15 protein-coding genes are annotated in these 21794 nt (G+C 71.5%); 13 read left to right on the top strand and 2 right to left on the bottom strand.

Annotated features, from left to right (window positions below):
- Positions 1-30 precede the first annotated feature (30 nt).
- Together ACZ51I_RS08585 and ACZ51I_RS08580 are read right to left on the bottom strand one after the other, a co-directional pair.
- The gene (locus tag ACZ51I_RS08585) at positions 31-1797 is read right to left on the bottom strand and encodes a glycoside hydrolase family 6 protein (protein ID WP_468872758.1); all 1767 of its coding nucleotides are present in this window, start codon (positions 1795-1797) and stop codon (positions 31-33) included.
- A gap of 29 nt (positions 1798-1826) precedes the next feature.
- Positions 1827-3365, bottom strand: coding sequence for a cellulase family glycosylhydrolase (locus ACZ51I_RS08580; protein WP_468872755.1), 1539 nt, complete (start codon positions 3363-3365; stop codon positions 1827-1829).
- A 304-nt stretch (positions 3366-3669) separates the two neighbouring features.
- On the opposite strand from ACZ51I_RS08580, the gene ACZ51I_RS08575 reads away from it, so the two are divergent.
- From ACZ51I_RS08575 to ACZ51I_RS08515, 13 genes are all read left to right on the top strand, one after another.
- On the top strand, positions 3670-6588 hold the full coding sequence (locus ACZ51I_RS08575) for a glycoside hydrolase family 48 protein (protein ID WP_468872752.1): 2919 nt from the start codon (positions 3670-3672) through the stop codon (positions 6586-6588).
- Positions 6589-7322: 734 nt separating this feature from the next.
- The gene (gene arfA / locus ACZ51I_RS08570; protein WP_468872750.1) at positions 7323-8846 is read left to right on the top strand and encodes an arabinosylfuranosidase ArfA; all 1524 of its coding nucleotides are present in this window, start codon (positions 7323-7325) and stop codon (positions 8844-8846) included.
- Positions 8847-9007: 161 nt separating this feature from the next.
- Complete coding sequence (locus ACZ51I_RS08565) at positions 9008-10291, top strand: ABC transporter substrate-binding protein (RefSeq protein ID WP_468872747.1); 1284 nt, start codon at positions 9008-9010, stop codon at positions 10289-10291.
- Entirely contained in the window at positions 10291-11301 is a 1011-nt protein-coding gene (locus tag ACZ51I_RS08560) for a carbohydrate ABC transporter permease (protein WP_468872745.1), read from the top strand. The genes ACZ51I_RS08565 and ACZ51I_RS08560 overlap by 1 nt, the downstream gene beginning before the upstream one ends.
- Positions 11298-12158: a carbohydrate ABC transporter permease gene (locus tag ACZ51I_RS08555; RefSeq protein WP_468872742.1), complete on the top strand. Its 861-nt coding sequence runs from the start codon at positions 11298-11300 to the stop codon at positions 12156-12158. The genes ACZ51I_RS08560 and ACZ51I_RS08555 overlap by 4 nt, the downstream gene beginning before the upstream one ends.
- Entirely contained in the window at positions 12155-12718 is a 564-nt protein-coding gene (locus tag ACZ51I_RS08550) for a hypothetical protein (protein ID WP_468872739.1), read from the top strand. The genes ACZ51I_RS08555 and ACZ51I_RS08550 overlap by 4 nt, the downstream gene beginning before the upstream one ends.
- Before the next feature lie 133 nt (positions 12719-12851).
- Complete coding sequence (locus tag ACZ51I_RS08545) at positions 12852-15584, top strand: exo-rhamnogalacturonan lyase family protein (RefSeq protein ID WP_468872737.1); 2733 nt, start codon at positions 12852-12854, stop codon at positions 15582-15584.
- An 8-nt stretch (positions 15585-15592) separates the two neighbouring features.
- Entirely contained in the window at positions 15593-16627 is a 1035-nt protein-coding gene (locus ACZ51I_RS08540; protein ID WP_468872735.1) for a rhamnogalacturonan acetylesterase, read from the top strand.
- Between the two features lie 147 nt (positions 16628-16774).
- The gene (locus ACZ51I_RS08535) at positions 16775-17830 is read left to right on the top strand and encodes a LacI family DNA-binding transcriptional regulator (RefSeq protein WP_468872732.1); all 1056 of its coding nucleotides are present in this window, start codon (positions 16775-16777) and stop codon (positions 17828-17830) included.
- The gene (locus ACZ51I_RS08530; RefSeq protein WP_468872730.1) at positions 17811-18350 is read left to right on the top strand and encodes a SigE family RNA polymerase sigma factor; all 540 of its coding nucleotides are present in this window, start codon (positions 17811-17813) and stop codon (positions 18348-18350) included. Before ACZ51I_RS08535 ends, ACZ51I_RS08530 begins: the two co-directional genes overlap by 20 nt.
- Positions 18350-19024, top strand: coding sequence for a hypothetical protein (locus ACZ51I_RS08525; protein ID WP_468872727.1), 675 nt, complete (start codon positions 18350-18352; stop codon positions 19022-19024). The genes ACZ51I_RS08530 and ACZ51I_RS08525 overlap by 1 nt, the downstream gene beginning before the upstream one ends.
- Before the next feature lie 86 nt (positions 19025-19110).
- Positions 19111-19872, top strand: coding sequence for a MerR family transcriptional regulator (locus ACZ51I_RS08520; protein ID WP_468872725.1), 762 nt, complete (start codon positions 19111-19113; stop codon positions 19870-19872).
- 159 nt (positions 19873-20031) lie between these two features.
- Positions 20032-21699, top strand: coding sequence for a rhamnogalacturonan lyase B N-terminal domain-containing protein (locus tag ACZ51I_RS08515; RefSeq protein ID WP_468872723.1), 1668 nt, complete (start codon positions 20032-20034; stop codon positions 21697-21699).
- Positions 21700-21794 lie beyond the last annotated feature (95 nt).

Raw genomic sequence — 21794 nt, 5'->3', positions numbered from 1 at the left:
ATCCCTCGGGGTCGCGTGGTGCGCCGGGTGTTACAGCGCCGGGTAGGCGTTCTTCAGGAGCTCCTGGAACTGGGCCGAGAACCACTGGCCCGCGAGCGGGGCGTTCGGCAGCGCGCCCGACATGCTGTTCCCGTTACGGACGTTGCCCGTGTACGTCGGGTCGCACATCCGGTCGAAGCCCTTGCCCTCGTTGTTCGGGATCTCCTTGGAGGCGCCGTCGGACTCGCCCGGGGGCTTCATCCAGACGTACGCGTCGATGCCCGCGGCCGGGGCCGCCTGGGGCCGCTCGCCGAGGCCCGCCCCGGACTGGTTGCACCAGTTGCCGGGGTTGATGCGCCGGTCGTAGCGGCCGCCGTTGACGTACGTGTCGACGCTGGTCGTCGCGCCCGGGCCGGTGGGCCGGGCGGTGCCGCCCCAGCCGTTGCGGGAGGTGTCGATCAGCATGCCGAGGTTGCTGTCGAAGCCGATGGAGACCAGCTTGGCGCGCATGGCCTGGGCGTACGACAGCTCGTCGGTGTAGCGGTTCCAGTCCACCCACTTGGACTGGCGTACGGAGACGCCGTTGACGGAGTCCTCGATCTTGAAGTGGTCCTCCTTCAGGGCGCTGTAGTTGGCGGTGTTGACGATGAAGCCGTGGACGTTGGAGACCGTGGAGCCCTCGGCCGTGGCGGCCTGCTTGAACAGCTCGGCGGAGGCGCCGAAGTTGTCGTCCCAGCCCAGCCAGCCGTGGTGGCCGGCGTCGACGTAGTTGTAGACGTTGGCGATCGCGCCGAGCTTCCTGAGCGCGTAGCCGACGCCGGTGATGTAGTTGCCGTTCGCCTTCATGACGTCGCAGTTGGGGGTGGCCGTGGGACGCCCGGAGACGTTGGTGACCAGGTTGGGCAGCGAGTCGATCTCGACCGTGGTGACGATCCGCAGGCCCGCGTACTTGGAGTCGGCGAGGATCGCGGCGATCGGGTCGATGTACTCGGTCTTGTAGCGGCCGATCTCCGTCGGGCCGAGCTCGCCGTTGGAGGCGAGGGCGGCGCAGTCGCGGCCCGGCAGGTTGTAGATGACCAGCTGGACGACGAGCTCGCCGGAGCCCTTCTGCTTCAGGGCCTCGTCGAGGTGGGCGCGCAGGCCCATGGAGGTGCTCGAACCGTTGACGGCGGCGATCCGGTCCAGCCAGACGCCGGTGGGCTGGTTGGAGACCTTGGTGCCGCCGGGCTCGGCCGCCGCCTTCGCGGACCACTCCGGGTTCACGTACACCTTGGCGCCGGCGTACGGGTTGTCCGCCTTGGTGCCGGCCGGCGGGGTGGTGGGAGGCGTGGTCGGCGGTGTCGTCGGGGGAGTGGTGGGCGGGGTGGTCGGGGGCGTCGTCGGCTGGGTGGCGCCGTTGCAGACGACCCCGTTCAGCTTGAAGGTCGCGGGCACGGCGTTGGTGCCGCTGTACGAGCCGTTGAAGCCGAAGGAGGTGGAACCGCCGGTGGCCAGGGTCCCGTTGTAGGAGACGTTCTTGGCGGTGACGGCGGCGCCGGACTGGGTGAGGGTGGCGTTCCAGCCCTGGGTGACCTGCTGGTTGCCGGCGTAGGACCACTCGAGGGTCCAGGCGGCCACCGGGTCACCGGTGTTGGTGACGGTGACGTTGGCGCCGAAGCCGGTGTTCCACTGGTTGGTGATCTGGTAGTCGACCTTGCAGCCGGGGGTGGCGGCGCCGGCGGTGGCGGTGCCGAAGACGGTGGCGGTGGCGCCGGTGGCGGTGATCAGGCCGAGTGCCGCCAGAAGGGCGGTGCGGCTGGTGCGACTGGTGCGGCTCATGCGAGTGGGTGTTCCTTTCGGGGGTGCGGTCAGGGTGCGAGGGCGCGCAGGTGGTCGCGCAGCCCGATGCCGAAGGCGGTGGGGGTGCCGTCGTACGAAGTGATGAGCGAGGGGCCGGTGTTGCAGTTCCAGGTGTTCCAGGTCCAGCCCAGGTACGACAGGCCGCGGTCGTCGAACCACTTCATGACGCGGTCGATGAACGCGTGTCCGCAGGTGTTCTCACCGATCTCGCCCGCGAGGAGGGGTACCTCGGCGGCCACCGGGGCGAGGGTGTTGTTCCAGCACGTCTCGTCGGAGCAGGTGTTGAAGTTGTAGACGTGCCAGGCGGCGGCCAGATTGCCCGCCGGGTCCGTGGGGCGGTACGTGAGCCACTGGCTCAGGTCGTTGGAGTACGCGAGGCCCGGGACGAGGACGAGGTTCTTCGCCCCCGTGGCGCGGACGGCGTCCACCAGGTCCTGCATGCCGGCGACCTCGTAGCCGATGCCGGGGCAGGTGCCTCCGTCGCGCCAGCAGGACCAGGCCTGGGCCGCGGTGGAGGTGGCCCGGTCCGGGTAGGGCTCGTTGAACAGGTCGAAGACGACCCGCTTGTCGTTCTTGAAGGTGTTCGCCACCGAGGTCCAGAACGCCGGGGTGTACTGGGCGTCCGGCATCGGCTTCTGGCAGGAGGCGTGCACGTCGGAGCAGCCCGCGGAGTTCCCGGTGTACTGGCCGTGGGTCCAGTGCAGTTCGACCACGGGGGTCATGCCGTGGGCGAGCACCTTGGCCACCAGGTCCTTGACGGCGGCGATGTAGTCGGCGCCCCGGTACTCGGGCTTGATGTTGTCGAGGCCGAGCCAGCACTCCTCGTTGAGGGGGATGCGGACGGTGTTGGCCTTCCAGTCGGCGATCGCCTTGACGGAGGCGTCGTCGACGGGACCGTCGAAGAAGCCGTAGCCCTGGACGCACATGAACTCGCCGCCGGAGCGGTTGACGCCGAGGAGGCGCCGGGTGGCGCCGTTCTGGTCGGTGAACCTGTTGCCGGACACGCTGAGTTCGGGTGCGCCGGTGACGGGGGTCGGGGGTGTCGTCGGGGGAGTCGTGGGCGGGGTGGTCGGTGGTGTGGTGGGTGGGGTCGTCGGGGTGGTCGGAGTGGGGGTGGGCGTCGGCCCGGCCGTGGTGCACGGGGTGCCGTTGAGCGTGAACGCGGTGGGTGCCGTGTTGGAGCCCGTCCAGGAGGCGATGAAGCCGCCCGAGACCTTCGCGCCCGTGCCGAGCGCGCCGTTCCAGCTCTCGTTGACGACCGTGACGGACGTCCCGGACTGGGACCACTTCCCGCCCCAGCCCTGACTCACCACCTGGCCGGCCGGGAAGTCGAAGGCGAGGCTCCAACCGTTCAGCGCGGCACTGTTGTTGGTGACGGTCACGGCGCCCTGGTAGCCGCCGGACCACTGGCCGACGACCGAGTACTCCACCGTGCAGGCGGGTGCGGCCGAGGCTCCGGCGGCCGTACCCACGACGGCGAGAGCGGTGCTCGCCATCGTGAGCGCTGCTCCTGCGAACAGCGCGGACAGACGTGGGGGATGTCGCATGAGCGAGTCCTCACAGCGAGGGCACACCCCTGACGGTGTGCCGACTGGATGGAATCGCTCCCACTGGGTCGGGGCAGACCGTAGCGCCAACGAGCGCCAAGCAAAAGAGGAGTTGGGCAAATTCCCCGGCTTTTGACGTCGACTTCCTCACACACCTTGACGGCGTAGGGCCCCAACTGCACAGTGGGAGCGCTCCCACTGGTTCAAAGCTTGACTGTCGCACCTTCGAGCTCTTCGCATCCCCGACCTCCGAGCCGCGAGGAGAACCACCCGCATGTCACCCCTCCGACCGAGAGCCGGATCGATGATCCGGCCGAGAATCCGACCGGGAACGCGCCCACGCCGGCAGCTGACCGCGCTGGCCGCGGCGCTCTCCCTCCCCCTCGGCCTCACCGCCGTCGGCGCCACCACCGCCCAGGCCGCCGCCGTCCAGTGCAGCGTCGACTACAAGACCAACGACTGGGGTTCGGGCTTCACCGCCGAACTCACCCTCACCAACCGGGCCGCCGAGCCGCTGAACGGCTGGACACTGACCTACTCCTACGCCGGCGACCAGAAGCTCACCAACGGCTGGAACGGCGTCTGGTCGCAGTCCGGCAAGAACGTCACGGTGACCAACGCGTCCTGGAACGGCACCCTCGCCGCGGGCGCCGCCACCACCACCGGCGCCCAGTTCACCTACAGCGGGGCCAACGCCGCCCCCACCGGCTTCGCCGTCAACGGCACGCGGTGCGCCGGCGCCCATCAGGCCCCGGTCGCGGTGCTGACCAGCCCGGCCCCGGGGGCCGTCTACAGCCAGGGCGACGCGGTGCCGCTCGCCGCGACCGCCGCCGCGGCCGACAGCGCCACCGTGAACAAGGTGGAGTTCTACAGCGACACCACCCTCCTGGGCACCGACACCACCGCCCCCTTCACCTACAGCGCGAGCGGTCTCGCCACCGGTGCGCACTCCCTCTACGCCAAGGCCTACGACAGCCTCGGCGCCTCCGCCGAGTCGGCGCCCGTCGGCATCACCGTCGCCGCCGGTCCCGCTCTCGTCGCCTCCCCGAGCCAGCTGGGCGTACGCCAGGGCGGCACGGGCACCTTCGACCTGAAGCTCTCCACGGCCCCGACCGCCAACGTCACCGTGAGCGTCGCCCGTACCTCGGGAAACACCAACCTCACCGCGACCCCGGCCACCCTCACCTTCACCCCGGCGAACTGGAACACCGCCCAGAAGGTGACCGTCGCCGCCGCGGCCACCGGCACCGGCTCCGCCGTCTTCACCGCGACCGCCCCCGGCCACGCCAAGGCCGAGGTCACCGTGGCCCAACTGGCCGCGAACTCCACGTACGACGCCCGCTTCCTGGACCTGCACGGGAAGATCACCAACCCGGCCAACGGCTACTTCTCGCCCGAGGGCATCCCGTACCACTCCGTGGAGACCCTGATCGTCGAGGCCCCCGACCACGGGCACGAGACGACCTCGGAGGCGTACAGCTACCTCATCTGGCTCCAGGCCATGTACGGCAAGATCACCGGCGACTGGACCAAGTTCAACGGCGCCTGGGAGACCATGGAGAAATTCATGATCCCCACCCACGCCGACACGCCCACCACCGGTTCGTACAACGCCTCCAAGCCGGCGACGTACGCCCCCGAGTGGGACCTCCCCTCCCAGTACCCGGCGCGGCTCGACTCCGGCGTGACCTCGGGATCCGACCCGATCGCCGGCGAGCTGAAGACCGCCTACGGCACCTCCGACATCTACGGCATGCACTGGATCCAGGACGTCGACAACGTCTACGGCTACGGCAACGAGCCCGGCAAGTGCTCCGCGGGACCGACGGCGACCGGCCCCTCGTACATCAACACCTTCCAGCGCGGCCCGCAGGAGTCCGTCTGGGAGACCGTCACCCACCCGACCTGCGACAACTTCTCGTACGGCGGCAGGAACGGCTACCTGGACCTCTTCACCGGCGACGCCTCCTACGCCAAGCAGTGGAAGTTCACCGACGCCCCCGACGCCGACGCCCGCGCCGTCCAGGCCGCTTACTGGGCCGACCTCTGGGCCAAGCAGCAGGGCAAGGGCGGCCAGGTGTCCGCGACCGTCGGCAAGGCCGCCAAGATGGGCGATTACCTGCGGTACGCCATGTTCGACAAGTACTTCAAGAAGGTCGGCGACTGCGTCGGACCGAGCGCCTGCCCGGCCGGCACCGGCAAGGACAGCGCGCACTACCTGCTGTCCTGGTACTACGCGTGGGGCGGCGCCACCGACACCTCGGCCGGCTGGTCCTGGCGCATCGGCTCCAGCCACGCCCACGGCGGCTACCAGAACCCCCTCGCCGCCTACGCGCTGAGCTCCTACGCCCCGCTCAAGCCCAAGTCGGCGACGGGCGCGGCGGACTGGGCGACCAGCCTCGACCGGCAGCTGGGGTTCTACCGGTGGCTCCAGTCGAACGAGGGCGCCATCGCGGGCGGTGCCACCAATAGCTGGCAGGGCCGATACGCCACCCCGCCGGCCGGCACCCCCACCTTCCACGGCATGTACTACGACGAGAAGCCCGTCTACCACGACCCGGCGTCCAACCAGTGGTTCGGCTTCCAGGCCTGGTCCATGGAGCGGGTCGCCGAGTACTACCAGCAGACCGGTGACGCCAAGGCGAAGACCGTCCTCGACAAGTGGGTCTCCTGGGCCCTCTCCAAGACCACGATCAACCCGGACGGCACCTACCGCATCCCCTCCACCCTCCAGTGGTCCGGCGCGCCCGACACCTGGAACGCGGCGAGCCCCGGCGCCAACGCCGGACTCCACGTCACCGTCGCCGACTACACCGACGACGTCGGCGTCGCCGCCGCCTACGCCAAGACGCTCACCTACTACGCGGCCAAGTCCGGCCACGCCGAGGCCAAGCGCGTCGCCAAGGCCCTCCTCGACGGCATGTGGGACCACCACCAGGACCCGCTGGGCATCGCCGTCCCGGAGACCCGCGCCGATTACAACCGCTTCGACGACCCCGTGTACGTGCCGAGCGGCTGGACCGGCACCATGCCGAACGGCGACACGGTGAACTCCTCGTCCACCTTCGCCTCGATCCGTTCCTTCTACAAGAACGACCCGGCCTGGCCGAAGATCGAGGCCTATCTGGCGGGCGGCGCCGCCCCCGTCTTCACCTACCACCGGTTCTGGGCCCAGGCGGACATCGCCCTGGCCATGGGCTCGTACGCGGAGCTGCTCGAATAACAGCCCGCCCCGCGAGAGCGGGCTCCGCGTACGACGAGGCCGGGCGGCCCTCCTCCGAGGAGGTCCGCCCGGCCTTCGGCCCGCTGCGTGCTGCCACGTCTCGCGATCACGACGGGATCCTCGAGTCGCGCCATCGGCTGTACGCGGAGGAGCTGGGGCAGCGTCCGGCGGATCCGTCGGGGCGGCGGAGCGACGGTTTCGCGGCCGGGACGTGACCTTGTCGATCGCCGACATCGTCGCGTGCGCGGCGGGTCGCCGTCTCGGCGGCCACCGGCTCCCTCCGCTGTCGCCCGCCAAGCGGTGGAGCGGCACGCTCGCCGGGCGGCCGCCGGGCTCTGAGCACGCGCCGCGCTGTCGTCCCTGAAGTGGCGGACGGCGGTGGCCGTGGCGGTCGGCGGACCGCTGGGGGACCTGCGTGCGATGGTCAAGTGGGGCGTCGGCGCGAAGGACGCCGGACGCCGGCTTCCCGGCTCCGGCGGCCCGCTGGACCGGATCGACGCCCTCCTCGTCGCGGTGGCGGTGCCGCCGCTCCCGGACCGAGCCGTGACTCCGCCCGGCCGCCCGCTCAGGTGCGGCGGGGACGCCCGGCTGCCCACCGGTCCTCCGTCCGCCGGCCGCTTCTCGAACCGGTACCGCCGGGGTCCATTGACGCGCGCGAACTCCACTCCTACCTTCTCGTTCGGAAAGCCGACCGTCGGTCGATATGTCGAACGCCTTGAACGAGAGGGAATCGTGTGTCCCACGCCGAACGCGCCACCCGTACCGCCCGCTTCACCCTCGACCCGGACTTCACCGTCGGCCCCGTCGACCCCCGGCTCTTCGGCTCCTTCGTCGAGCACCTCGGACGCTGCGTCCACACCGGCATCCACGAGCCCGGCCACCCCGCCGCCGACGAGGACGGGACGCGCACCGACGTCCTGGAACTCGTCCGCGAGCTGGGCGTCACCGCGATCCGCTACCCCGGCGGCAACTTCGTCTCCGGCTACCGCTGGGAGGACGGCGTCGGCCCGGTCGAGCACCGGCCGCGCCGGCTCGACGTCGCCTGGCGGTCCACCGAGACCAACCGCTTCGGACTGAGCGAGTTCATGGCCTTCCTGCGGAAGGTCGGCCCGCAGGCCGAGCCGATGCTGGCGCTCAACCTCGGCACCCGGGGCATCGCCGAGGCCCTGGACCTCGTCGAGTACGCCAACCACCCCGGCGGCACCGAGCTCTCCGACCGCCGCGTCGCGCACGGCGACGAGGACCCCTTCGGCATCCGCCTGTGGTGCCTCGGCAACGAGATGGACGGCCCCTGGCAGACGGGCCAGAAGACGGCGGAGGAGTACGGCCGGCTCGCCGCCCAGACCGCCCGCGCCCTGCGCCGGTTCGACCCCGGTCTCCAGCTCGTCGCCTGCGGAAGCTCGGCCCGCGACCTGCCGACCTTCGCCGCCTGGGAGGCCACCGTCCTCGCGGAGACGTACGAGGTCGTCGACCACGTCTCGCTGCACGCCTACTACGAGGAGACCGACGGCGACCGCGACTCCTTCCTCGCCTCCGCCGTCCACATGGAGGCCTTCATCGAGGAGGTCGTCGCCACCTGCGACCACGTCGGCGCCCGGCTGAAGTCCCCGAAGAAGCTCACCCTCTCCTTCGACGAGTGGAACGTCTGGTACCAAAGCCGGCCCAACCCGCACCCCGTGGAGGACTGGCAGGAGGCGCCGCGCCTCCTGGAGGACGTCTACACCGTCACCGACGCCGTCGTCCTCGGCACCCTCCTGATCGCCCTGCTGCGGCACGCCGACCGGATCGCCGTGGCCTGTCTCGCGCAGCTGGTCAACGTGATCGCCCCGATCATGACCGAGCCCGGAGGACCGGCCTGGCGCCAGACGACCTTCTTCCCCTTCGCCCAGGCGTCCCGGTACGGCAGGGGGACCGTGCTCGATGTGCGCGTGGCCTCGCCGACGTACCCGACGGACCGGTTCGGGGACGTCCCGCTGCTGCACGCCACGGCCGTGCGGGGCGAGGACGGCGGGGTGACGGTCTTCGCGGCCAACCGTGGCCGGAACACGCCCCTCGCCCTGGAGGTGGCGCTGCGCGGTCTCGACCTGAGCCGGGTCGTGGAGCACAGCGCGCTCGCCGACGCGGACCCCGAGGCCCACAACACCGTCGACGAGCCGGAGCGGGTCGTGCCCCACGCGGTGGAGGGCGCGCGCGTCGCGGACGGGGTGCTGCGGGCGGTCCTGGAGCCGATGTCCTGGAACGTCATCCGGCTGATCTGACACGCCTGTTGTTGAATCCTTTCAGCGAAGCGGACCGTCAGCCTGTCCTCGAAGCGCTTCGAAAGGTTCTGTCCGAAGCGTTGACGTGGCTGGCGGGCGACCCTACTTTGTCCCAGCAAGCGCTTTCCTGAAACGTTCCAATAACGCGCGGAGGACGAACTGTGCGTACTCAAGGCACTGTTGACCGCCGAGGTCTGCTGAAGCTCGCGGGAGGGTCCGTCGCGGCCCTCGGCCTGACCGCGGCGGGGTGCGGAACCGGCTCCGGATCCGGGGACGGCACCGTCACCCTCCGGTACGCATGGTGGGGCTCCGACGACCGGGCCAAGCGGATCAACCAGTCGATCGCCCTCTTCGAGAAGAAGTACCCGAAGATCAGGATCAAGACCGACTTCCAGCCCTACGCCGACTTCTGGAAGAAGTTCAACACCCAGGCCTCGGGCGGCAACGCCCCGGACGTCTTCCAGAACGCCATCGGCTTCCTGCGCAAGTACGACGCGAAGAACGTCCTCCTCGATCTGCGCGCGCAGGCCGAGGCGGGCCACCTCCGCCTCCAGGGGTTCCGGGCCGGCCTGGAGAAGTTCGGCGAGGTCGACGGCAAGCTGCTCGGCATACCCGTCGGCAGCAACTCGATGGCCCTCGTCGTCGACCAGACCGTCTTCACCAAGGCCGGTGTCACCCCGAAGCCCGGCTGGACCTGGGACGAGTACCACGCGGCCCTCGCCAAGATCCACGACAGCCAGGGCCGGGCCGGCGACGCGGGCCCGTACGGGATCATGTACCTGTACGACCTCTACCTGCGCCAGCACGGCAAGGCCTTCTTCACCACCTCCGGACTCGGCTTCACCGAGGCGGACCTCACGGACTGGTGGACCAAGGCCTTCGAGCGCGTGAAGTCCGGCGCCTACGCCGACCCGCGGAAGACCATCCAGGCCAAGCCCAAGTCGGCGGTCACCGCCGAACTCGCGGGCGCCGAGTTCACCTGGGACAACTTCGCCGTCCGCTACACCGCCGAGGGCAAGAGCCGGTACGGTCTCGCGCCGATCCCCACCACCGACGGCCACAAGACCGGCCAGTACCTCGGCTCCCTCATGCTCAGCGGCTCCAAGCGCACCAAGCACCCCGAGGAGGTCGCCCGGTTCATCGACTTCATGGTCCACGACCCCGAGGTCGGGAAGATCATGGGCTACGACCGGGGAGTCCCGGCCACCGAGGCCCAGTACCGGGCGTACGTGCCCACCGACGAGGTCGGCAGGCAGATCGCCGCGTACGAGAAGCAGCTCGTCGAGTCCCGCGTCCTGGAGCCGATCACCCCGCACCCGGCCGGCGCCGACGTCTGCGAGGCCGCCTTCCTGCGGCTCGCCGAGGAGATGTCCCTGGGCGAGCGGCCCGTCGCGGACGCGGTGAAGCAGTACTTCACCGAGGCGAAGACGGCGCTGTCCTCCTGATGGACACCGCCGTGACTTCCGTACCGCGTTCCGCGCGCCCGGCCCGCCCCGAGGGGGAGAGCGCACCCGCGGACTCCACCCCGGGCGGCGGGCGCCCGCGCGGCGGCTCCCGCAGGGGCGGGGCCCGCCGGGAGAACCTCGCCGGGTACCTCTTCCTGTCCCCGTGGATCGCGGGCTTCCTCCTGCTCACCGCAGGACCCATGGTCGCCTCGCTCTACTTCGCCTTCACCGACTACAACCTCTTCGACGCCCCGCGGTGGATCGGCCTCGACAACTTCACCGAGATGTTCGGCGATCCCCGCTGGCGCACCTCGGTCGAGGTCACCGGCTGGTACGTGGTGATCGGCACCCCGCTCAAGCTCGCCGCCGCCCTCGGCGTCGCCCTGCTGCTCCACCAGAGCCGGCGCGCACAGGGCTTCTACCGGGCCGCGTTCTACGCGCCCTCGCTCATCGGGGCCAGCGTCTCGATCGCCATCGTTTGGCGCGCCCTCTTCTCCGACGGCGCCGTCGTCGACCGCACGCAGCAGTTCCTCGGGATGGAGGCCGGCGGCTGGATCGGCGACCCCGACCGCATCATCTACGCCCTGGTCGCCCTCACCGTCTGGCAGTTCGGCGCCCCGATGGTCATCTTCCTCGCCGGGCTCAAGCAGGTGCCGCGCGAGCTGTACGAGGCGGCGCAGGTCGACGGGGCGGGCCCCTGGCGGAGGTTCTGGCACATCACCCTGCCCATGATCTCGCCGGTGCTCTTCTTCAACGTCCTCCTGGAGACCATCCACTCCTTCCAGATCTTCGGCTCCGCCTACATCATCGGCAGCCAGGGCAACGCCTGCGGGCCGGCCGACGGCACCCTCGTCTACACCTGCTACCTGTACGTCCAGGGCTTCGAGAACAGCCGGATGGGCCTGGCCTCGGCGATGGCCTGGATGCTGCTGCTCGCCGTCGGCCTGGTCACGGCAGTCCTGTTCTGGTCACAGCGGCGCTGGGTGCACTACGAGGAGGCGGGCCGATGAGCCTCACCACACGTGCGGCCGGGAGGTCGCGCACGGCGGGTTCGATCGCCTGGCACCTCGGCGCCCTCGCCGTCCTCGCGGTTATCCTCTACCCGGTGCTCTGGGTGATCGGCGGCTCCTTCAAACCGAACGACGAGATCGTCGGCAGCCTGAACCTCCTCCCCACCGACCCCATCACCGACAACTACCGGCGCCTCGCCGACGGCATCGCCGACATCCCCGTCTCCACCTTCTTCGGCAACTCCCTGTTCCTCGCGGTCGGTTCGGTGATCGGTGTGCTGATCTCCAGCTCACTCGCCGCGTACGCCTTCGCCAAGATCGGCTTCGCCGGACGCGGACCGCTCTTCACCCTGATGATCGGCACGCTGCTGCTGCCGTACCACGTCCTGCTCATCCCGCAGTACGTCCTCTTCCAGAAGCTCGAACTCATCAACACGTACACGCCGTTGCTGCTGGGCAAGTACCTCGCCACGGACGCCTTCTTCGTCTTCCTGATGCTCCAGTTCATGCGCGGACTGCCGAGGGAACTCGACGAGGCGGCGCGCCTCGACGGCTGCGGGCACCTGCGGACGTACTGGTCGATCGTGCTGCCGCTGTGCCGGCCGGCGCTGATCACCAGCGCGATCTTCACGTTCATCAACGCGTGGAACGACTTCATGGGGCCGCTGATCTACCTCAACGAGCCCGAGAAGTACACGGTCTCGCTGGGCCTGAAGATGTTCGTCGACCAGGACGGCGTCGCCAACTACGGCGGCATGATCGCGATGTCGCTCGTGGCGCTGATCCCGGTGATCGCCTTCTTCCTCGCCTTCCAGCGGTACCTGATCGACGGCATGGCCACGTCGGGGCTCAAATGAGGAGCGAACGCTTCCGGGCCGCCTTCGGGGTCTTCGCCGAGAGCCTGCTGGTCGGGGTCTGGATCGCCGTGGCCGCCCTGCCGCTGGTCACCCTTCCGGCGGCCCTCGCGGCCGGAGCGGCGCACCTGCGGCGCTGGACCGGCGACGAGCGCGCCGGGCTGCGGTACTTCGCCGCCGACCTGCGCCGCGCCCTGCGGGGCGGGGGCTGGTCGGTGGGGCTCGGCTATCTCGCCGTGCTCGCCCTGGTGGGCGCCGACCTCGCGTTCGTACGGGCGCTGCCCGTGCCCGGCGGGCGGTTGACGGGGGCCCTCGCGGTCCTCGCGGCGCTCTGGCTCACGGTCACCGTCCTGCGGGCGGCCACGGCCTGGCGCCCGGAGCTGCGCTGGCGGGTGCTTCTCGGCCCCGCCGCCCGGCGTGCCCTGCGCGACCCGGTGGGCTCCCTCCTCGTCGTGTGCGGCCTGGCCGTGATCGCCGCCTCGGCCTGGTTCTCCGCCCCGCTCGCCCTCCCGGCCCTCGGCATCCTCGTCGCCTCGACCGCGGCGGCCGAATTCCGGCCGTGACCCCTCGGGGTGCCGTGCGGGCCCCTGCCCGGCCCTCGCTCCGTCCGTCGCCCGCTCCGTCCGTCGCCCGCTCTGCGCGTCCTCCGCTCTGTCCGTCGCCCGCTCTGTCCGTCTTCCGTCGAGAGGATCGTCCATGTCCGCCATACCCCGCCGCTCCCTTCTGCGGGCGGCCGCCGTCGCCGGGGCCGCCGCGCAGTTCAGTTGGGCGCTCGGGCGCGGCGACGCCCGGGCCGCCGCGGGCGCCGAGGTGCCCGCAGCCGACCGGCCCGCGACCGTCACCTGGCTGGAGCCCGGTGGGCTCGGGGCCGCCGGCGGGTCCACCTTCGGCGTCGCCTGGCCCAAGGGCGTTCACGCGGCTGACACCGCGTTCGCCCTCCGAACCGTCGACGGCAGCGCCGTCCCCGTACAGACGTGGACCACTGCCCGCTGGCCCGACGGCTCCCTCAAGTGGACCGCGCACGCCGTCGGCCCCGAGGCCGCCGGAGCCGAGCGGTTCACCCTCGCCCCCGGCACCCCGGCGTCCGCCGCGAAGACCGTCTCCGTCACCGAGACCGGCCGCCGGATCACCGTCGACACCGGCACCGTCCGGGCCGTCGTCTCCAAGGACGGCGGGAAGCTCGTCGAGTCCGTCATCCGCGACGGCGTGAAGATCGCCACGGACGGCCGTCTCGTGCTCCTCCGGCAGAGCGACCTCGACGACGGCGACCAGGGCAACGCGAAGTGGGAGCGCTTCGACGGCGAGATCTCCGGAGCCACCGTCGAGCAGAGCGGCCCCGTCCGTGCCGTGGTCCGCGTCGACGGCAAGCACCGCAAGGGCAGCCGCAGTTGGCTGCCGTTCTCCGTGCGGCTGTACTTCTACGCCGGCTCCGAGTCCTTCCGCATGGTCCACACCATCACCTACGACGGTGACCACAACAAGGACTTCATCCGCGGCCTCGGCGTCCGATTCACCGTCCCGCTGCGCGACGCCGCCCACGACCGCCACGTCCGCATCGCCGGCGAGGGCGCCGGCTTCCTCACCGAGGCCGTCCAGGGCGTCACCGGCCTGCGCCGCGACCCCGGCGCCGCCGTCCGCACGGCACAGGTCAAGGGCGAGAAGCTGCCCGACCCCGCCACCTGGGACCAGCGCGTCACCAGTCGGCTCCCGTACGTTCCCACCTGGGGCGACTACACGCTGTCCCAGCTCTCCGCCGACGGCTTCGCGCTCCGCAAGCGCACCAAGCCCGGCCACGGCTGGATCGCGGCCGGCGGCGGCCGCCGCGCGAGCGGCTTCGGCTACGTCGGCGGAGTGACCGGCGGACTCTCCTTCGGACTAAGGGACTTCTGGCAGAAGCACCCCGCCCAGCTCGACATCCGGGGCGCCGCCGGAGACGCCGCCGAGGTCACCCTCTGGCTCTGGTCGCCCGAGGCCCAGCCCATGGACCTGCGCTTCTACCACGACGGCATGGGCCAGGACACCTACCCCGAACAGCTCGAAGGCCTCAACATCACCTACGAGGACCACGAGCCCGGCTTCGGCACCCCCTACGGCATCGCCCGTACCAGCGAGCTGATGTTCTGGGCGAACGCCGCCACCCCCACCGCCGACACCCTCGTCGCCCAGGCCGCCGCCGTCCGCACCCCACCGCAGCTCGCCGCGAGCCCCGAAGAGCTCGCCCGCGCCCGGGTGTTCGGCGGCCTCTTCTCGCCCGTCGACCGCTCCACCCCAGCGAAGGCGAAGATCGAGGACCACCTCGACTACCTCTTCACCTACTACAAGGACCAGGCCGAACAGCGCCGTTGGTACGGCTTCTGGGACTACGGCGACATCATGCACACCTACGACGAGGACCGGCACCAGTGGCGGTACGACGTCGGCGGCTACGCCTGGGACAACTCCGAACTCTCGCCCGACCTCTGGCTCTGGTACGCCTACCTGCGCTCCGGCCGCGCCGACATCTTCCGCTTCGCCGAGGCCATGACCCGCCACACCGGCGAGGTCGACGTCTACCACCTCGGCCAGTGGGCCGGCCTCGGCACCCGCCACGGCGTCCAGCACTTCGCCGACAGCGCCAAGCAGCAGCGGATCTCGACGGCCGTCTACCGCCGCCCCTACTACTTCCTCACCGCCGACGAACGCGTCGGCGACCTCATGCACGAGCAGGTCGACTCCGACGAGACGTTCCTCGTCCTCGACCCCATCCGCAAGATCCGCACCGAGCCCTACACCCCCGACCGGCACGCCCTCTCCGTCGGCTTCGGCACCGACTGGAGCGGCCTCGCCGCCGCCTGGCTCACCGAGTGGGAACGCGGCGGCCCCAAGGCCGCCAAGGCCGAGGCCCGCCTGCGCTCCACCATGGAGACCATCGCCGCCCAGCCCAACGGCTTCGTGCAGGGCACCGGCCTCTACGACCTCGACACCGGCCGCTTCGCGATCGCCGACAAGCCCGTCGTCGGCGTCTCCCACCTGTCCGCCATGTTCGGCCTGGTCGAGATGTGCGCCGAGCTCATCGACCTGATCGACATGCCCGCGTTCAGGAGCGCCTGGCTCGACTACTGCCGGTACTTCAACGCCACCAAGGCCGAACAGGCCGCCCGTTACGGCCAGAACTTCGGCACCCTCCTCCTCTTCCAGGGCCACTCGCGCCAGGACGCCTACGCGGCCGCCCAGTTGAACGACGCCAAGCTCGCCCAGCGCGCCTGGGCCAAGTTCGACAGGAGCGACGGCTACACGGCGGCCATGGTCTGGGACAAGACCCCCGTCCAGGGCTCCGCCGCCCTCGAACCCGGCTACGAGCACCTGTGGATCAGCACCAACACCACCGCCCTGTACGGCCTCGCCGCCATCCAGAACCTCGCCCTCGTCGGCGACCACCTCCCCAAGTGAGGCCCACGATGAGAACAACAGCCCTGCTCGCCACGGCGGCGACCCTGCTCGGGACGCTCGCCGCCACACCCGCCGCCCAGGCCGACGGCCCCTTCGGCCAGGGCCGCGACCACTGCGCCACCCGGGCCGACGGGGCGCTCGCCTGCCACTTCGACGTCGCCCCCGGTACGTACGACGTGACCGTGACCCTCGGCGGAGGAACCGCCGGCGCGACCGCCGTCACCGGCGAGACCCGGCGGGCCCTCCTCGCGGAGACCGCCACCGGGGCGGGGGAGCGGCTCCGGCGCTCCTTCACCGTGGACGTCCGTGACCCGGAGGGCGAGCCCACCGGACCCACCGGCAGCCCCGGACTCGACCTGGTCCTCGGCGGGTCCGCCCCGCGCGTGACCTCGCTGCGGGTCACTCCGGCCCCCGCCGCCCGGCGCCTGTTCCTGGTGGGGGACTCGACCGTCTGCGACCAGCCGGCCGATCCGTACACCGGCTGGGGCCAGATGCTGCCCGTCCACCTCAGGCGGGGGACCGCCGTCGCCAACCACGCCGACTCCGGCGAGAGCACCGTCACCTTCCTGGCGAACCCCGCGCTCTTCGACCGGGTCGAAGCCGCGATCCGGCCGGGCGACCCGATCCTGATCCAGCTCGCCCACAACGACAAGCAGACCGACGCGGCCACATACCGGGCCAACCTGACGGCCCTGGTCTCGCGGGTACGGGCCAGGGGCGGCACGCCCGTCCTCGTCACGCCGATCGTCCGTCGCTGGTTCAACGCCGACGGCACCCTGAACAACGGCACCGCCCTCCTCGTCAACGGCCTCGGCGTGGACCACCCGGCCGAGATCCGCGCCCTGGCCGGCTCCCTCGGCACGCCGCTGATCGACCTCACGGCCCTGACGAAGGCGCGGGTCGAACGGCTGGGCCCGGAGGCGTCCAAGGCTCTCTATCTGACGGCGGAGAAGAGAGACAACACGCACACGTCGGTGCGGGGGGCGACGGAGTACGCGGCGCTGGTGGCCGCCGAACTCCGCTCCCAGCACTTGCTCCCCTGACGGCCCCATGCCGTGTCCACGCGTGCGCCCGGTGCGCCGGACCGCGAGAGGGCTCGTCTGGACAGGTCGTCGCGGCGACGCTTAGGGTCGGGAGCCGAATCCTCGGGCTCTCGCCCGGAACACCGGGAACCGTCCAGGAGCACGCACGTGGTCACCCTCGCCGATGTCGCCCGCCACGCCGGCGTCTCGGCCAGCACCGTCAGCTACGTGCTCAGCGGCAAGCGCTCCATATCCGCGCCCACCCGCGAGCGCATCCAGCGCAGCATCGACACCCTCGGCTACCGGCCGCACGCCGGCGCCCGCGCCCTCGCCAGCAGCCGGACGAACATCCTCGCGCTGATGATGCCGCTCCGCACCGGCCTCTACGTGCCCGTCATGATGGAGATGGCGATGGCCGTCACCACCACGGCCCGCTCCCACGGCTACGACGTCCTGCTGCTCACCGGCGAGGAAGGCCCCGAAGCCGTCCGCCGCGTGGAGGGCAGCGCCGTCGCCGACGCCATGATCGTCATGGACGTCGGGCTCGACGACCCCCGGCTGCCCTTCCTCCAGGAGGCCGTCCGGCCCTCCGTCCTCATCGGCCTGCCCGCCGAGACCCGTGAAGCCGCCGACGGCACCGGACTCGACTGCGTCGACCTCGACTTCGAGGCCGCCGGAGCCCGCTGCGTCGAGCACCTCGCCGGCCTCGGCCACACCCGGATCGCCGTCCTCGGCGAACCACCCGCCGTGTACGCACGGGGTACGGGCTTCGCCGCCCGCACCCTCACCGGACTGCGCGCCGCCGCCGGCGCCCACGGCGTCGGGCTGCTCCACCGGCCCGTCGAGGGCACCTACGCGGCCGTCGCCGCCGCCGTCACCCGCGTGTTCGAGGAACGCCCCGGCACCACGGCCCTCGTCGTCCAGAACGAGGCCGCCGTCGAGCCCCTCCTCGCGCTCTTGCGCCACCAGGGCCGCGCCGTGCCCGAGGACGTCTCCGTCGTCGCCATCTGCCCCGACCAGGTCGCCGTGCACGCCTCCGTACCGCTCACCGCCGTCTCCGTACCCGCTCAGGAGATGGGCCGCCTGGCCGTCGAACGGCTCGTCGCGCGCCTCGCCGGCGGAGCCCCGCGCGGCGCCGAACTCATCGCGCCCCGCCTGACGTCCCGCGCGAGCACGGGGCCCGCCTCCCACACCGAGGACCGTCGTGATCACGGCGGACACTGAGGCCGACGACAGCGCGACGGAGTTCCGGGCCTTCTTCGAGCGCCACTACGCCGAACTCGCCCGCCTCGCCCACCTGCTGACCGGCGAGACCGACGCCGCCGACGACCTCGCCGCCGACGCCATGCTCGCCCTCTGGAACCGCTGGGACCGGGTCCGCGCCGCCGACCACCCCGCCGCCTACGCCCGGGGCGTCGTCGCCAACCTCGTCCGTACCCGCATCCGGGGCACCGTCCGCGAACGGCGCCGCATCGCCGCCTTCTGGGACCGTCGCCCGGAGCACACCGAGGGTCCGGACGTCCCCGCCGTCCTCGACGTCCGCACCGCGCTGCGCGCCCTGCCCTTCCGCAAGCGCGCCTGTGTCGTGCTCCGGCACGCCTTCGACCTCTCCGAACGCGACACCGCCCTCGCACTCGGCGTCTCCGTCGGCACGGTCAAGAGCCAGACCGCCAAGGGCATGGCGGAACTCCAGCGGCTGCTCGGCGACCGGGCCGCCACCGAACTCGCCGGGAGAAGGCGCTGATGGACGAGGCACAGCTCCGCCGCGAGCTGCGGGAGGCAGCGCTCGCGCACCGGCCCGACCACGCCCGTATCCTCGCCCGGGTCGAGCGGGGCATGGCCGCGCCCGCTCCGGCCGGCCGTCGCACGCGGTCGCCGGGCCCATGGACCGGACGGCGCCGCTGGACAGCGGTCGTCGCGGTCACCGCGACCGTCGCCGGGGTCGTCGGCCTCGGCGGCCTCGCGGTGACCACCCTGGCCGACCGGCCCGCCGGACCCGCCACGACCTTGCCCGCGCCCGGCCCCAGGGCACGGGCGGCCGGCACGATCGACCCCGGCAGCAACCGCTGGTGGGCGCAGAGCGACCTCGCCGTGACGACGGAATCACCTGTGGCCGGCCTCACCGTCGAGCTGCGGATCGCCCGCACACCCGGCGTCGTGAGCACCGGCAACTGGCGCACCCGGCCCGCCGAGGACTTCACCGTCACGGTGACCGAGAAGCCCGGGGCCCTGGTCTACACGTGGACGCTCAAGCCGGGCCGCGCGGTGCCGCCGGGACCCCACACCTTCGCCGCCCAGTACAACCACGCCGAGGGCGTACGCGACGCCTCGGCCGACACGTACACCGTCCTCCTCACCGCCCCCGACGGCGGCCGGACCACGCTCCGGGGCGGCTTCGGTCCCGGCGGCGGGTCCTGAACGACTTGCGGTTGACGCGACGTCAACTCGTACGGTCCTCGTACGGGGCCGGAGACGCCGGCCCCCGGCGAGGGAAGGACACCGTCATGGCCTGGTCGATCGCGGATGTGGCCCGGATGTCCGGGGTGACCTCCCGGACGCTGCGGCACTACGACGAGATCGGCCTGCTGACGCCCGCGTGGACCGCGAGCGACGGGCACCGGCACTACGAGGAGCCCCAGTTGCTGCGCCTCCAGCAGATCCTGCTCATGCGGGAGCTGGACCTCGGCCTCCGTGAGATCCGGGACGTCCTGGACAGCGGGGCCGACCGCGTGACCGTCCTGCGCGAGCACCACGCCAGGCTGCTCGCCGAGCAGGACCGGCTCGGCACGCTGGCCCGTACGGTCGCCCGCACCATCGCCGAACTCGAGGAAAGCGAGAGCCAGGACATGGTGAGCATCAACCGTCCCGAGAACCTCTTCGAGGGCTTCCAGGCCGACCCGGCGATCGAGGCCGAGGCGCGGGAGCGGTGGCCCGAGGCGTACGAGGAGTCCCGGCAGGCCGTCGAAGGGCTGACCCCCGAGGCCACCGAGCAGTGGCAGCGCGAGGTCACCGCCCAGATGATCCGCTTCGCCGAGCACATGGCCGCCGGCACGCCCGCCGCCGACCCGGCGGTCCAGGCCGAGGTGGACGTCCACTACCGGAGCGTCTGCCGCTTCTGGACCCCGAACGCCGAGGCGTACCGGGGCCTGGCCCGGACCTATGTCGAGGACCCGCGCTTCCGCGAGAACTTCGACAAGATCGCCGAGGGCCTCGCCGCGTACCAGCGGCAGGCGATGGACGTCTACGCGGACACCCGGCTGAGCTGAGGACGGTTTCCCCGCGACTCCGGACCGGCCCTCTCTCGCCCGCGCGGCGGAGGGGCCCGGCCCGGCAGGCGAACCGCGGTCCGGGCCTCCACCCCGGCAACCCTTCGGGACCCCGCGGCGACCTACGGGTGACCGCACCGCCCATCGAAGGAGTCGCCGATGAGCTCGTACGACACACCGCCTCGCACCCTCCGCCGACGTACCGTCCTCGGCGCGGCCGCCGCCGGAGCCGCCGTCACAGCCGTCGGCACCGCCGCCGCGGCCGCCGGGTTCGGCTGGAGCGACGACGGCGGCCAGTACGTCGTCGACACCGGCGCCGGACTCGTCTTCAAGGTCTCCAAGTCGACCGGTGACGTCACGTCGCTCGTCTACCGGGGCAAGGAGTACGAGGGCTACGGCGGCAAGCACTCGCACGTCGAGTCCGGCCTCGGCGCCTCCACCGTCACCCTCGCCCAGACCGGCTCCACCGTCCTCGTCACCGTCGTCCACGGCACCCTCCGCCACTACCTGGCCGCCCGCGCCGGACTCAACAACGTGTACCTGTGGACCGACAAGGCCGACACCTCCGTCACCGCCACCCGCTTCATCGCCCGCCTCAAACCCGGCATCTTCCCGAACGAGGGCCCCGACTCCTGGGTCGAGGGCGCCGACACCGTCATCGAGGCCGGGGACGTGTGGCGGCGGGCGGACGGGCAGACCCGCTCCAAGCACTACTCGGGCGTCCGCGTCATGGACTACACCCACGTCGGCCACACCACCGGCTCCGTCGGCCTCTGGATGGTCCGCTCGAACCACGAGAAGGCCTCCGGCGGGCCTTTCTACCGGTCGCTGCTCCGCCACTCCAACGAACTCGGCGTCGGGCTCTACGAGATCCTCCACTACAGCCAGTCGCAGACCGAGGCCATGCGCTTCGGCCTCCAGGGTCCGTACGTCCTCGCGTTCACCGACGGCGGCGCTCCCGATCCGGCGCTGCACGCCGCGAACCACGACACGTCCTGGGTGGACGGCCTCGGGATCCCGAACTGGGTGGGCGCGGCGGGTCGCGGCCGGGTCGCGGGCGTCGGCCTCGCCGGCATGGACCCGGGCCACCCGTACACCGTCGGCTTCGCCAGCGCGGACGCCCAGTACTGGGCCCGCGCGGCCGCCGGCACCGGCGCCTTCTCCTGCCGGGGGATGCTGCCCGGCACGTACACCCTCACCGTGTACAAGGGCGAACTGGCCGTGCACACCGGCACGGTGACCGTCACCGCCGGGGCCGCCGCCGCGCTCCACACGATCACCCTCGCGAACGATCCGAGCACCGCCCCCGCGATCTGGCGCATCGGAGACTGGGACGGCACCCCCGGCGCGTTCAAGAACGCGGCCCTCATGACGTCCGCCCACCCCGGCGACGTGCGGGCCGCGCCCTGGACCGGGAACGTCGTCGTGGACGGCGGGGACGTCGCGAGCGCCTTCCCCTGCTACCTATGGAAGGACGTCAACGACGGGCTCCTCGTGTACTTCCGGCTCACCGCCGCCCAGGCCGCCGCCGCGCACACGCTGCGGATCGGCGTCACGACGGCCTTCCTCAACGGCCGCCCCCAGGTGACCGTCAACGACTGGGTCTCCGCGATCCCCTCACCCCCGGCCCAGCCGTCGACCCGGTCCCTGACCAACGGCTCCTACCGGGGCAACAACCACACCTTCACGTACGTCGTCCCGGCGAGCGCCTGGAAGACCGACCCGAGCCAGTACAACGTGCTCAAGCTGAACATCGTCAGTGGTTCCTCCGGCACCGGCTACCTCAGCCCCGGCACCTCGATCGACTGCGTGGACCTGTTGCCCTGAGGTCAACCCGGCCGCTGTTCGACCGGCATTGACCTCGACGGAGGGTGAATCGTCATGATCTTGGTGTTGGTGCCGGTCAGGGGCGTGATGGCAGG

The sequence above is a fragment of the Streptomyces sp. NPDC034084 genome (assembly GCF_055575535.1).
The sequence above is the reverse complement of the archived record's forward strand: the minus strand, read 5'-3'. Positions and strand labels throughout refer to the sequence as shown.